The sequence below is a fragment of the Thiomicrorhabdus sp. ZW0627 genome, assembly GCF_029767005.1.
Taxonomy (GTDB): Bacteria; Pseudomonadota; Gammaproteobacteria; order Thiomicrospirales; family Thiomicrospiraceae; genus Thiomicrorhabdus.
In genome coordinates this window covers 85,679-98,475 of the sequence record NZ_JARUQR010000006.1, presented here as the reverse complement: position 1 = coordinate 98,475, position 12,797 = coordinate 85,679, and the positions used below count along the sequence as shown (strand labels likewise).

The 12,797-nt window shown below is 47.1% G+C and carries 11 protein-coding genes; 7 read left to right on the top strand and 4 right to left on the bottom strand.

The genetic code is table 11. The features are described 5' to 3' along the window. Positions 1-2 precede the first annotated feature (2 nt). A complete protein-coding gene (pstS, locus tag QCB45_RS10785; protein WP_279421017.1) occupies positions 3-995 on the bottom strand; it encodes a phosphate ABC transporter substrate-binding protein PstS in 993 nt (330 codons plus the stop codon). A gap of 488 nt (positions 996-1,483) precedes the next feature. Here pstS and QCB45_RS10780 point away from each other — a divergent pair, with 488 nt between their 5' ends. The 7 genes from QCB45_RS10780 (at position 1,484) to QCB45_RS10750 (ending at position 9,913) form a co-directional block, all read left to right on the top strand. Continuing rightward, entirely contained in the window at positions 1,484-1,774 is a 291-nt protein-coding gene (locus tag QCB45_RS10780; protein WP_279421016.1) for a co-chaperone GroES, read from the top strand. 83 nt (positions 1,775-1,857) lie between these two features. Beyond that, positions 1,858-3,492 carry a chaperonin GroEL gene (gene groL / locus QCB45_RS10775; RefSeq protein WP_279421015.1) on the top strand — a complete coding sequence of 545 codons (1,635 nt, stop codon included), beginning with the start codon at positions 1,858-1,860 and terminating at the stop codon, positions 3,490-3,492. A gap of 410 nt (positions 3,493-3,902) precedes the next feature. Continuing rightward, positions 3,903-6,191: a S8 family serine peptidase gene (locus tag QCB45_RS10770; RefSeq protein WP_279421014.1), complete on the top strand. Its 2,289-nt coding sequence runs from the start codon at positions 3,903-3,905 to the stop codon at positions 6,189-6,191. 144 nt (positions 6,192-6,335) lie between these two features. After that, positions 6,336-7,034 (top strand): glutathione S-transferase, encoded by a 699-nt coding sequence (locus QCB45_RS10765; RefSeq protein ID WP_279421013.1) that lies wholly within the window; start codon positions 6,336-6,338, stop codon positions 7,032-7,034. Positions 7,035-7,112: 78 nt separating this feature from the next. Then, positions 7,113-8,156: an N-acetyl-gamma-glutamyl-phosphate reductase gene (argC, locus tag QCB45_RS10760; protein WP_279421012.1), complete on the top strand. Its 1,044-nt coding sequence runs from the start codon at positions 7,113-7,115 to the stop codon at positions 8,154-8,156. A 155-nt stretch (positions 8,157-8,311) separates the two neighbouring features. Further along, the gene (gene erpA / locus QCB45_RS10755; protein WP_279421011.1) at positions 8,312-8,653 is read left to right on the top strand and encodes an iron-sulfur cluster insertion protein ErpA; all 342 of its coding nucleotides are present in this window, start codon (positions 8,312-8,314) and stop codon (positions 8,651-8,653) included. A gap of 93 nt (positions 8,654-8,746) precedes the next feature. Continuing rightward, positions 8,747-9,913, top strand: a complete 1,167-nt coding sequence (locus tag QCB45_RS10750) for a citrate synthase (RefSeq protein WP_279421010.1) — start codon at positions 8,747-8,749, stop codon at positions 9,911-9,913. Positions 9,914-10,015: 102 nt separating this feature from the next. On the opposite strand, the gene QCB45_RS10745 is transcribed toward QCB45_RS10750, so the two are convergent. From QCB45_RS10745 to QCB45_RS10735, 3 genes are all read right to left on the bottom strand, one after another. After that, complete coding sequence (locus tag QCB45_RS10745; protein ID WP_279421009.1) at positions 10,016-11,125, bottom strand: anhydro-N-acetylmuramic acid kinase; 1,110 nt, start codon at positions 11,123-11,125, stop codon at positions 10,016-10,018. A 16-nt stretch (positions 11,126-11,141) separates the two neighbouring features. Then, positions 11,142-12,320, bottom strand: a complete 1,179-nt coding sequence (locus QCB45_RS10740) for a peptidoglycan DD-metalloendopeptidase family protein (protein WP_279421008.1) — start codon at positions 12,318-12,320, stop codon at positions 11,142-11,144. A 198-nt stretch (positions 12,321-12,518) separates the two neighbouring features. Then, the gene (locus tag QCB45_RS10735) at positions 12,519-12,782 is read right to left on the bottom strand and encodes a sulfurtransferase TusA family protein (RefSeq protein ID WP_279421007.1); all 264 of its coding nucleotides are present in this window, start codon (positions 12,780-12,782) and stop codon (positions 12,519-12,521) included. Positions 12,783-12,797: the final 15 nt, after the last annotated feature.

Genomic DNA, 12,797 nt, shown 5'->3' with positions numbered 1-12,797 from the left:
ATTTATAGGATGCCTTTAGCAGTCCAATAAGCACGGATTTTGTCTTTTACACTTGAAGGAAGCGGCACGTAACCTAGGTCAGATGCGGCTTTATCGCCATTTTTGTACGCATAATCAAAGAACTCAGCAGTTTGCTTGTTCATTTTTGAACCCTCAGGCAATAGGATGAAAGTCGCTGCGACCATTGGGTATGCATTGTCTGGATAAGCGATGATTGAGTAAAAGTCTTTCTTAGGATCCAAGTCAGCATGACCTGCCGCACTGACAAAGTTAGCTGGGGTTGGATCGAAATATTTGCCACCATGACCTTGAACGCTAGCCATTTTTAGACCGTTTTTCTTGGCATCGGCATAATCGACATACCCAATTGAGAACTTGTTGGTTTCGATGGCAGTAGCAACACCGAAGTTACCTTTACCGGCAATATGGTTTTCCATTGGCCAGTTGACGGCTTTTTTCGCACCGAAATTTTTATTCCATGTCTTGTTCATTTTCGACAGGTAATAAGTGAAGTTGAATGTTGTACCAGACTTGTCAGAACGGTGAACGAAAAGGATTTTCTCATGTGGTAAGTTCGCATTTGGATTGTCTGCTTTCAAAGAAGCGTCATCCCAGTACTTGATGTCACCTAGCACGATACCTGAAATTGATTTTTCAGATAGCTTCAGGTTATCGACACCAGGTAGGTTGTAAGAGAAAGTGATGGCTCCAACGACAGTTGGAAACATGTCTAACCCCGCTTTTTTCAGTTCGGATGGCTTTAGTGGTTTATCGCTACCGCCAAAGTTAACGTGGCGAGCGGAAATTTCTTTAATACCGGTTCCAGAACCTGTCGGCGAGTAGTTCACCTTATTACCGGTAGCGTTGTAGTAACTTGAGATCCAGGCTTTATAAACCGGATAAGGGAATGATGCGCCAGTACCTTCAATAGTTGAAGCAAACGCAGTTGTGGTCATGCTCGCTGATAAAGCGATCACAGACAATAGTTTCTTCATGTCAAACTCCTAAGAACATTTTAAAAAATACATATTGAAAGTCGTCAGTCGACTCCAATTCCGTACTGTGAATCTTGTGTTGCAGTGTTAAAAACTAACACCTTATATAAGGCATTTTTAATGTTGCATTTGAGTTACAAAAGTATTGAGTAATGCTGACTAAATGTTTACAACTTATTGTTATTAAATAAGATTATGCATTCATAAGTATGTGTTTGGTGTATTGGGCGGAGCTCATAAAAATGTCTTCTTCTTCAGATTATTTACTTAGAAAGCAGGAATAGAGACAAAAAATCAGTAGGTGCTTGAATTTGTATTTAAAGTCCTTATATAAGTTGACACCTAACATTAGATAGCTACAATTGTTAGCACTCTAAATAAGAGAGTGCTAATTTTGTAAAGAGTGCCAGATATCGCAGTGGAAAATAAAAGCGTATCGGCAAATGAATTTGTACTTTTTGATATTTTTAAACTTTCAGGAGAAATCAATGAACATTAAGCCATTACATGATCGCGTTGTGATTCGTCGAGTAGAAGAGCAGCAAGAGTCTGCAGGTGGGATTTTGCTGCCAGGTTCAGCCCAAGAAAAGCAAAACAAGGGTGAAGTGGTAGCAGCAGGCCCAGGTAAGGCTTCTGATTCTGGTGCTGTGGTTCCGATGACTGTCAAAGTCGGTGACAAGGTATTGTTCGGTCAATATTCCGGTCAGGAAGTCAAAGATGACAACGGTGAGACACTAATTGTCATGCGCGAAGACGATATCATTGCAATCATTGATTAATGCATCTGTTCCGATGAAGTGAATCGGACGGATTTTTGGTATTTATTGAAGACAGTAATAAACAGAATTAAAAAGGAATAAAAATGGCAAAAGAAGTCAAATTCGGTATTGATGCCCGTGAAAAAATGGTTGAAGGGATTAACATTCTTGCGAACGCGGTAAAAGTTACTCTTGGGCCAAAAGGTCGTAACGTCGTTTTGGAAAAATCTTTTGGTGCTCCGACTGTGACAAAAGATGGTGTTTCCGTTGCTCGTGAGATCGAACTTGAAGACAAGTTCATGAACATGGGTGCTCAGATGGTTAAGGAAGTTTCTTCTCAAACCAACGATGTGGCTGGTGACGGTACTACAACTGCGACGGTTCTTGCTCAGGCGATCGTCCGTGAAGGTATGAAGTCGGTTGCAGCCGGAATGAACCCGATGGATCTTAACCGTGGTATCCATAAAGCCGTTGAAGCGGTTGTTGAAGAAATTAAAGCAATGGCGCAGCCATGTGAAACCTCTGCTGCGATTGCTCAGGTTGGTACCATCTCTGCAAACTCTGACTCATCTGTCGGTAAGATGATTGCCGATGCGATGGAAAAAGTTGGTAAAGAAGGTGTGATCACTGTAGAAGAAGGTTCTTCTTTGGAAGACGAATTAGTGGTTGTTGAAGGCATGGAATTCGATCGCGGATACCTATCTCCATACTTCGTTACCAACCAGGACAAGATGGTTGCGGAACTGGATCAGCCATACGTTCTTCTATACGACAAGAAAATCTCAAACATCCGTGACTTGCTACCTACTTTGGAAGCGGTTTCAAAAACAGGTCGTCCGTTGTTCATCATTGCGGAAGACGTTGAAGGTGAAGCGCTTGCGACTTTGGTTATCAACAACATGCGCGGTATCGTGAAAGTGGCTGCGGTTAAAGCGCCTGGCTTCGGTGAGCGTCGTAAAGCGATGTTGCAGGATATGGCTGTGTTGACAGGTGGTACGGTTATCTCTGAAGAAGTGGGTCTGAGTCTTGAATCGATCACTTTGGAAATGTTGGGTGAAACCAAATCTGCAGTTGTTGGTAAAGACAGCACCAAGTTAATCGATGGTGCCGGTTCTAAAGACGATATCGCTGGACGCTGTGCGCAAATTCGTTCACAGCTTGAAACCACGACTTCAGAGTACGACAAAGAAAAGCTTCAAGAGCGTTTGGCGAAGCTTGCTGGTGGTGTTGCTGTTCTTAAGTTGGGTGCGGCGACCGAAATGGAAATGAAAGAGAAGAAAGACCGCGTTGACGATGCATTGCACGCAACTCGTGCTGCGGTACAGGAAGGTATTGTTGCCGGTGGTGGTGTTGCATTGGTTCGCGCCAAGTCTAAGGTTAAGGTTGAAGGCGATAACCATGACCAGCAGGTTGGTATCGAAATCGCGTTGCGTGCGATGGAAGAGCCGATGCGTCAGATCGTTTCCAACTGCGGCTTGGAAGGTTCGGTTGTTGTGAACAAGGTCATCGAAGGTGAAGGAAGCTTTGGTTTCGATGCTTCTAAAGAAGAATATACCGACATGTTGGAAGCCGGTATCATCGACCCAGCTAAAGTAACACGTTCTGCATTGCAAAACGCCGCTTCTGTAGCGGGTCTTGTGATCACTACTGGTGCTGCGATTGCTGACCTTCCATCTAAGAATGAAGGCGCTGCTGGTGGAGACATGGGTGGCATGGGAGGTATGGGCGGAATGATGTAATTTTTGCCTGAGAGGCTCATTTTCACGCCATCTTCAGTGTTGAAAATTTGCTTCCGATGCTCATGGACGACATGTCCACTGCGCTTCGGTTCAAATTTTCGCCTTGAAGCTGACGCAAAACTGAACCACTCGATTTAAAAATTAACTGATATTTGCTTATATCTGAAAGCCCGCATTTGCGGGCTTTTTTGTTTGTGTGTTCCGGACCCGCTTTATGGCGGGTTTTGTTTTTTTTGGAAGCTTGTTTTTAGGTCATAAATAAAAGATATGAATTCTGGGGTATGAATGAAATCTTTTATAATCAATCAGATAGAGGCGGTAATCGGTTGTGTTTGATTGCAGTTGGGGTTACGCTTTAAAAAAGCCTTATAAAAAATATAAGATTGTTGCCCGTCATAGGAGATGTGTTTATGTCAGCCGCCATTAAATCAATGATTCTATCTGTACTGTTAATTGGTGTGTTAGGTACATCAATGGTCATGGCGGACGAAATTCGACCGGGAACCGTTCTGTATAAACCCAAAGCCGATGCAACACCATCCGAGCTGAGAGGGTTGAATGCGCTGCTTAAAAGCCAGGGCTTACAACGGGAACGGGTGCTTGAAAATCTGAATCTGCATATCGCCCATTTCGATTCGAGAGGACGTGAGAAAGCAATCGCCAAATTAATTAAGTCTACCGGCGCGGTGAAGTTTGCGGAGCCGGATTATGAGGTGCCTTTGGCCTTGACTCCGAATGATCCGCAATATGGGTTGCAATGGCAACACGGGGCATTGAATACGCCTCAGGCGTGGGAGCAAACAGTGGGGGATGCGGCCGTTAAAGTGGCGGTATGTGATACGGGTGTGGATACCGATCATGAGGATTTGGCGGCCAATTTGATTTTGCCGGGTTATAACGCTCAGGACGGTTCGAGCAATGTGGAGGACTTGTTTGGGCATGGTAGTGGTACGGCCGGGACTTTGGGCGCCGTTGGGAATAATAGTGTAGGTGTGGCCGGAGTCAATTGGCATGTGTCGATCATGCCGGTCAGAATCAATATTAATGATGGTCTGAGTTCCGCTTATATTTCCACTATGGCGGAATGTATTAGATGGTCTGCGGATCAAGGAGCCAGAGTAGTGAATTTAAGTTATGGCGGTATTCAGTACGCCACGATTGATGACGCTGCCCAGTACTTGCGAAACCGAAACGGCCTGTTATTCATGGCGGCAGGTAATGACGGCGTTTTGGAAAGTAGCTTTCCGGATTACACCTCTTTTGTGGCTGTCGGCGCAACTGACCAGAATAACGTCAAAGCCGGTTTTTCCAATTACGGTGACTTCATTGATGTGGTCGCTCCGGGTGTGAGTCTGCGCACCACCTATAAAGACAACAGTTACGTGTATTACAGCGGAACTTCCTTTTCTTCTCCGGCGGCGGCGGGGGTCGCAGCTCTTATGATTGCAGCTAATCCGGCGATTACAGCGGATGAAGTCGAAACCGGGCTGTTTACTACGGCGGCGGATGTTGGAGATCCTTTGTTGTACGGTCATGGTTTGGTTAATGCTCAAGCGGCGGTGAATTACGCTTTGAACTTGAGTCAAAATTTAGCACCGGTCGCCAGTTTCAGCACTTCCGCAGTGACGGGGTCTTTGCCGCTTACGGTTCAGTTTGATGCGACCGGTTCTTATGATCCGGACGGTTCTATCGTCAGTTACCAATGGAATTTTGGCGATGGAAATCAAGGTGCCGGGGTTCAGCTTAGTCACGAATACACCCAAAGCGGTCAGTTCACTGCCGTGTTGACGGTGACCGATGACGGCGGACGCACGGCAACGGCTTCCACAGTAATCGACGTGGTTAACGAACTTCCGATTGCACAAATAACGGCGACCCCAATTTCTGGTGACCTGCCATTAGCCGTCAATTTCGATGCTTCCGGTTCTTATGATCCGGACGGCAGTATTGTCGGCTACGATTGGGATTTTGGTGATGGAACACAGGCTAGTGGCCAAAACGTACAGCACACATATCAATCCGGCGGAAGCTTCAATGCCGTGTTGACGGTCACCGATAACGGCGGGGCTCAGGCAACGGATTCGGTTGCGATCAGCGTGAATGATCCGTCTCTGTTGACAGCACCGAGCGGTTTGACTGCGGCGGTCGATGGTTCCGATGTCACTTTGACCTGGCAAGATAACACCGATAACGAAACAGGTTATGTCGTGGAGCGTGCGACCAAGATTCGTGGTAAATACAGTTTTGATGCGATAGCTACTTTGGGTCAGGATGCGGTGGCATTTGTCGATATGGGCGTACCTATTGGAACCTATCAATATCGGATTTACGCTTATAACTCATCTAAGCAGGCCTATTCGGAAACGATTCAGGTTAAGGTGGATACAACTACAAGTACTCAGCCACCTCCTGTACCGGGGGCGTTGGCTGCTCCGAGTGGTCTGTCGGCCAGTCTGAATGGAAATCAGGTAACTTTGAGTTGGACCGATAATAGTGACGGCGAAGACGGTTTTTATATTGAGCGGGGATTGAAAGACCGTAATAAGATTCTGTATCAGAGAGTCGGTACGGTCGGCGCCGATACGACCGGGTTTACGGATACCTTGAGTGCACCAGGAACCTATTATTATCAGGTTCAGGCTTATCGTGGCGGAGAGGTGTCTGCATACAGTAATAGCGATTCTGTGCGATTGCGTTAGAGTCCGGGTTTGAATTATAGTATTTGGCCCGCTGATGCGGGCTTTTTTATTATGTGGTCAGGTGAGTGCTCTCAAAAGCATTTAAATCAGAAAACCCGGCAGGCCTGGTCGAAATTGTGAGCCAAAAGGAGAGTCAGTCTGAGAATGGAAAATCATCCGGTATTGTATTCTTATCGTCGATGCCCTTACGCCATGCGTGCAAGAATGGGGATTTACCTTTCGGGCATGCCGGTGGAGCAACGTGAGATCGTATTCTGGGATAAACCGGCCGACATGCTGGAAGCTTCTCCGAAAGGGACTGTTCCTGTTCTGGTGTTGGAGAACGGTGACGTAATCGACGAAAGTCGGGATATTTTGCAGTGGGCTCTACAACAGAAAGGAGATAGCATCCTTTTGCCCGAACAACCTGACCTATTAGAGCGGATGAATGCCTGGATCGATGAAAACGACGGTAAATTTAAAATGGCGTTGGATCATTATAAGTACGCTGACCGTTATCCTGAGTACCCACAGGAACACTATCGCCGGCAGGGCGAAGCATTTCTAGCTAAATTGGAACAAACATTGTTAACGCAGCCTTATTTGTTGGGTGCACATTTAAGTATGGCCGATTTGGCGATTTTTCCGTTTATTCGCCAGTTTGCTAATGTGGATAAGCTGTGGTTTGCGGAATCGGGCTACAAAGCACTGCGTCAGTGGTTGGAAAATCACCTCAGTCAGGATTACTTTTTGGGGGTGATGAAGAATCGCCCGGTTTGGGAGTCGGGACATAGTCCGTTATGGGTTGACGAGCCGGAGCTGCAAAGACGTGATGAGTTTACGGACAAGGCGCGTCAGGCGTGAGAAAATCTTATTTAAAAGCAATTATTTCGCTAAAATAGCGTCATTGCCAAGTCATATGAATTAAGTTGGAAGAAAAAGATGAAGAAAGTCCAGGTAGGCATCGTTGGTGGAACAGGTTATACCGGCGTTGAACTGTTAAGAAATTTAGCGACCCACCCGCATGCGGAGGTGGTGGCAATCACTTCTCGAAGTGAGGCGGGTGTTAAGGTAGAGGATATGTACCCGAACCTGCGCGGACATTATGACTTGGCCTTCAGTGAACCGACTTTGGACGTTTTGAAAGGTTGTGATGTCGTCTTCTTTGCCACGCCTCATGGCGTCGCGATGAGTATGGCGCCGGAATTGACAGCAGCGGGTGTCAAGGTAATCGATCTGGCAGCCGATTTCCGTATCAATGACCTACAGGTGTGGGCAAAATGGTACGGCATGGAGCATACTTGTCCGGAAATGATGGAGCAGGTGGCCTACGGGATGCCGGAGTTATTCCGTGAGCAGATCAAGCAGGCAAATATCATTGCTAACCCGGGATGTTACCCAACCAGTATTCTGTTGGCGCTGATGCCGTTGTTACGTGCAGGCCTGATCGAACTGGACGGCATCATCGCGGATGGTAAATCCGGTGTGAGCGGTGCCGGTCGTGGTGCAAATGTAGCGATGCTGGGTGCAGAAATGAGCGAGAGCTTTAAGGCTTACGGTGTTGGCGGACACCGTCATTTACCGGAAATGAAAGACAAGCTTGCGCAATTGACGGGCGAACCGGTCGATCTGACTTTTGTGCCACACTTGGTACCGATGGTTCGTGGTATGGAGTCGACGATCTATGCAACTCTGAGTGAAGACGTATCGCAGGAAGATCTGCAGATACTTTTTGAAAAGACGTACGAAAACGAATATTTCGTCGATGTAATGCCGGCGGGCAGTTTGCCGGAAACTCGAATGACCAAGGGCTCCAATATGTGCCGAATGGCCGTTTATCGTCCTCAGGGAGGGAGTAAGGTTGTGGTCACTTCAGTCATTGATAATCTGGTCAAAGGTGCTGCGGGGCAGGCGGTTCAGAATATGAACCTGTTGTTCGGTCTTGAGGAAAACGCCGGTCTGCAACAAGTCGCTCTGTTGCCTTAATCCCCCCGATCTTACCCTTCCTGCATTTTTAGCCTCATTTTTAAAATAAGTGGGGCTTTTTGTTATAATGATTTTTTAGATTTAAGTCATTTCCTTTATTATTTTATGGGAATTCCCGCGAAAGGAAATCGCTTTGCAATTGGAGATAACAGAGTATGTCTGAAAATCCGACTCCTTTAAACTTCACGGAAGCGGCTGCCAGCAAAGTCAGTGGCCTGATTGAAGACGAACAAAACCCAAACCTTAAGTTACGCGTGTACATTACCGGTGGCGGGTGCTCTGGTTTTTCTTACGGTTTCACCTTTGATGAAAACCAGGCGGAAGACGATACGGTTGTTGAGAGAGATGGTGTCACCTTGTTGGTCGACCCGATGAGTTTTCAATACCTGGTCGGTGCCAAAATTGACTATTTAGAAGATTTGCAAGGCGCTCGCTTTGTGATCGAAAACCCGAATGCGACCACAACATGTGGCTGTGGTTCTTCTTTTAGCGTTTAATTTTGCCTATTCCTTGCCGAACAGAGAAGTCTGTTCGGCAGACACGTGAAGACAAGTTTTACAAAATAGCGCATTAAATTTTCAGGAAAGATTATGCAATATATTCCAGGATTAGCAGGAGTTCCGGCAACGGAATCCAAGATTTCATTTATCGATGGCCAGAAGGGGATTTTGACCTATCGTGGTTACGATATTATGGAGTTGGCGGAGAAGTCTTCATTTGAAGAGACGACTTTGCTTCTGCTTTTCGGGGAGTTGCCTACAGCGGAAGAACTGGCTAAATTCGATGCGGAATTGCGTAAGAACCGTCGGGTGAAATACAACATTCGCGAAATCATGAAGAATTTGCCGCCAACGACGCATCCGATGCACATGCTACAGGTTGTGGTTGCGAGTTTGGCAAGTTTTTATCCAAGTACCGAGTATATGAAAGGCGGTACCGAGAACCAGGACTACATCAACGACGTAACTGTTAAGATCATCGCCCATATGGCGACTCTGGTGGCCAGTTGGGAGCATATGCGTAACGGTTACGATCCGATCGAGCCTAGAAAGGATCTGACCTATGCGGAAAACTTCCTGTATATGGTTACGGGAGAAGAACCGGATCCGGATTGGGCAAGATTGTTGGATGCGTGCCTGATTTTACATGCTGAACACACCATCAACGCTTCAACGTTCACGACAATGGTAACCGGTTCGACTTTGGCGAATCCGTGTTCGGTCATCTCTTCGGCAATCGCTTCTTTGTCAGGACCTTTGCACGGTGGTGCCAACCAGAAAGTCATCGAAATGTTGGAAGAGATCGGTACGCCTGAGAATGTTCGACCTTACATCGAAGACCGTTTGGCCAAAAAGAAAGTAATTTGGGGAATGGGGCATCGCGAATATAAGACTAAAGACCCGCGAGCAACGATTTTACAGAAACTTTCGACCGACATGTTACAGAGAAAGTCCGGAGCGGGTGAATTGAGCATCGCCTTTGAAACCGCGATGGAAGTCGAAAGGGTTTGCGAAGAGCTTTTGAGTCATAAGGGTGTTTACCCTAACGTCGATTTTTATTCCGGTATTCTTTACAAAGAAATGGGCTTCGACGCAGGGCTTTTCACGCCGATCTTTGCCGTGGCGCGTTCAGCAGGTTGGATGGCGCACTGGCGTGAACAGCTTCAAAACAACAAAATCTTCCGTCCGACTCAGATCTATACTGGAGCCGGCAATTCATGCTACCTGCCAATGGAGCAGCGCGGAGAGCGCAAATAAGACCATTTTCAAGGTCGTTATCTATGATAGAAACCCGGAATGAACAGGCCTGTTCATTTCGGGTTTTTGCTTTTTGAGGTGAGTGAATTAGCGGTTATCAGTTTAGTTGGCGGTCCAAAGTCCGCCTAGAATGACATCGCGAGTTGAGCCTGTGATTTTCTGAAGTTGGACTGGTGTCTGGTGAATACGCTGCTGGGCCAGCCAAGCGCACATCATGGCTTCTACCGCATTTGGATTAACGTCGATGTTTTGGCTTCCTGACACCTTGAATCCGGGAAGGCGGGATTGGATGCGACGAATCAGTTCGGGGTTGAGGGCACCGCCGCCAACAATCCAGATATCGCAATCTTGAATGCCTAGTTGTTCGATTCCGGTCTGGATGCTGGCAGCGGTAAATTCACACAGGGTCGCCATCAAATCAGCCGGTTTTATGGCTTGTTTATGCTCAGAAAGTTGACTGTTTAGCCAGTCGAGATTGAAGGTTTCGCGGCCAGTGCTTTTAGGAAATGGTTGGATTAGGTAAGGATGTTGAAGAAGTCGGCTTAGCAGCGACTCGTCAACGTTTCCGGAAGCGGCGATTTCACCGTCTTTGTCATAAGCGCAGTTGAACTGTTTTTGACAAATTTCGTCCATTAAACCATTGCCCGGACCCGTATCGAACCCGTAAGTGAGGTCTTTTTCGGTGCCAAGATAACTGATGTTGGCAATTCCGCCGATATTGATCACGCAGGCCTGTTCGTTAACGGAAAAAAGCCTACGATGAAAGGCGGGGGCGAGCGGCGCACCTTGGCCTCCAACGGCGAGATTGTCGATCCTGAAGTCGGCTGCAGTGTCGATGCCAGTCTGTTTTGCAATAAAGGCCGGGTGACCAACCTGTAGGCTCATAGGCGTCTTCGGCGCGTGGAAAATGGTTTGTCCGTGACTGCCGATGGCGGTGATCTTCGAAGCGTTGAATTCGCTATGCTTTAACAGCTTTGCTGTTGCGTCGACGAATTGCTGCGCGACTTGGTATTCGAGGTCACAGAAAGCCTGAAGACTGATTTCATTTTGCAGATTCAATCCGACCAGTTGAGATTTGAGATCGGTCGGCAGGGGGTGTTCAACAAAATCGATCAGTTGGAATTGGTCGCCGTCTATTGCAACCAGTGCTGCATCCACGCCATCCACGCTGGTTCCGGACATTAGGCCGATAAAGTATTCCGGTGTTGGCATGGTCGTTCGAGCCACCTTATTCGAAGCTCGCCATTCTCAAGTCGGTTGAGAGTCGATCAAGTTGGCTCAACATGAGATGACTTTGTTTTTTGAATTCCGTTGCATATTTTTTGGCGACCGGTTGTGCGGCCGGAAATTTCATTTTAAGCGGGTCTTGGTGTTTGCCGTTGATGCGGAATTCATAATGCAGGTGAGGGCCTGTAGCGAGTCCGGTTTTACCGATGTAACCGATGATGTCGCCTTGCTTGACCCAGCTTCCCTTTTTGAACTTGCCGAATTTGGACATGTGGCCGTATACCGTCATGTATTTACCGGCGTGTTGGACTTTGATGTAGTTGCCGTAACCGTGTCCCCAACCTCTAAAGACGATTTTGCCGTTACCGGTGACGTGGATCGGCGTCCCAATCGGCCCCCCGTAATCGACGCCGCGGTGAGCACGCCATTTTTGTAAAACAGGATGGTATCGTTTTGGCTGGAATCGGGATGTGATGCGGACGTAATCGACCGGGTTGCGCAGGAAGGCTTTTTTCAGGTTTTTACCTTGTTCGTTGTAGTAACCGATGATTTTATCGCCGTCTTTGAGCAGGAAGGCGTTATGCGTTTCATGCTTGTTGTTGGTGGTGACTTGGGCGGCGATGATGTTGCCGTCACCAATATATTCGTTGTTGAGGTAGCGGGTCTCGTAGATGACTTTGAAGGTGTCGCCAGGGCGAAGTTCTCGGATGAAATCGATGTCCCAAGCGAAGATGTCAGCCAGATTCATAATGCTTTTTGCGCTCAGCCCGGCTTTTTTGCCGTCCAGATAGAAAGAGTCGGAGATGGTGCCTGTTGCGATTTCCGTGCGGATTTGTATCGGTTCTTCGATGGTTTGTATCTGATATTGTTCGCCTTGCTTATGTAGCTCGTAACGCAGGGTTTTTGATTTCGGATAGAGAATCTTTTGCAGATTGTCATGTTTGTCTATCCAGATGGTCAGGGTGTCGCCAGCACGCAAATTGGTAAGTAGGTTGCTGTTTTTCAGCTTTCCGATTTGATAAGTGATCGAGGCCGGTACGTTAACACTTGCCAGGGCTCCGCCGAGAGATCCATTCTTTGGAATCTTGACCACGTGTTTCTGCCAGTCTTGTTCCGAAAACGATCTAACGGATTGTACGTCTACGGATTCCGCTTCTTGATCGACGGGAGGTAATGGCAATGCGGTTCTCTCGATAGGCAGGTTGGCCGTCGAGATGTGCGGGGAAAACATTGAGAGGGCAAAAAGAGAGACAGAAAGGAAACTAAGCCAAGAAAATTTAGAATGGATTATCTGTCTTTTCATGGTCACTACAGGTTCTCTTTTTTGAGCGATCCGAGCCGGGTCGGATGCGAGAAATTGGGTTGATATTTCATTCGATTATACCCGATTTCTCCCGACAACGCGAAGGGTGATTTTTAGCCCAAAATCAGTCGTTTCGCACTGGAGGATTTCATGTTTATTGACCTTCGCCCAACTGCTAATGTCCTTTTCCGCGCCTGGATCAGTGCATTCGATTTCTATGCGGTCATCAGGCTGGCTTTTGCGGACTTGCTGTTGCAGTTTGATCACCGGCATCGGGCATTTCAGGCCTTTGGCATCAACTTGGTAAACTTGTGAGTTTTGGTCGGTTTCTGGATTCATGGCAATCGAATAATC

Bases quoted from the DNA above. Each gene is read 5' to 3' on its own strand.
- pstS (WP_279421017.1), bottom strand. From the start codon at position 995: ATGAAGAAACTATTGTCTGTGATCGCTTTATCAGCGAGCATGACCACA.
- QCB45_RS10780 (WP_279421016.1), top strand. From the start codon at position 1,484: ATGAACATTAAGCCATTACATGATCGCGTTGTGATTCGTCGAGTAGAA.
- groL (WP_279421015.1), top strand. From the start codon at position 1,858: ATGGCAAAAGAAGTCAAATTCGGTATTGATGCCCGTGAAAAAATGGTT.
- QCB45_RS10770 (WP_279421014.1), top strand. From the start codon at position 3,903: ATGTCAGCCGCCATTAAATCAATGATTCTATCTGTACTGTTAATTGGT.
- QCB45_RS10765 (WP_279421013.1), top strand. From the start codon at position 6,336: ATGGAAAATCATCCGGTATTGTATTCTTATCGTCGATGCCCTTACGCC.
- argC (WP_279421012.1), top strand. From the start codon at position 7,113: ATGAAGAAAGTCCAGGTAGGCATCGTTGGTGGAACAGGTTATACCGGC.
- erpA (WP_279421011.1), top strand. From the start codon at position 8,312: ATGTCTGAAAATCCGACTCCTTTAAACTTCACGGAAGCGGCTGCCAGC.
- QCB45_RS10750 (WP_279421010.1), top strand. From the start codon at position 8,747: ATGCAATATATTCCAGGATTAGCAGGAGTTCCGGCAACGGAATCCAAG.
- QCB45_RS10745 (WP_279421009.1), bottom strand. From the start codon at position 11,125: ATGCCAACACCGGAATACTTTATCGGCCTAATGTCCGGAACCAGCGTG.
- QCB45_RS10735 (WP_279421007.1), bottom strand. From the start codon at position 12,782: ATGAATCCAGAAACCGACCAAAACTCACAAGTTTACCAAGTTGATGCC.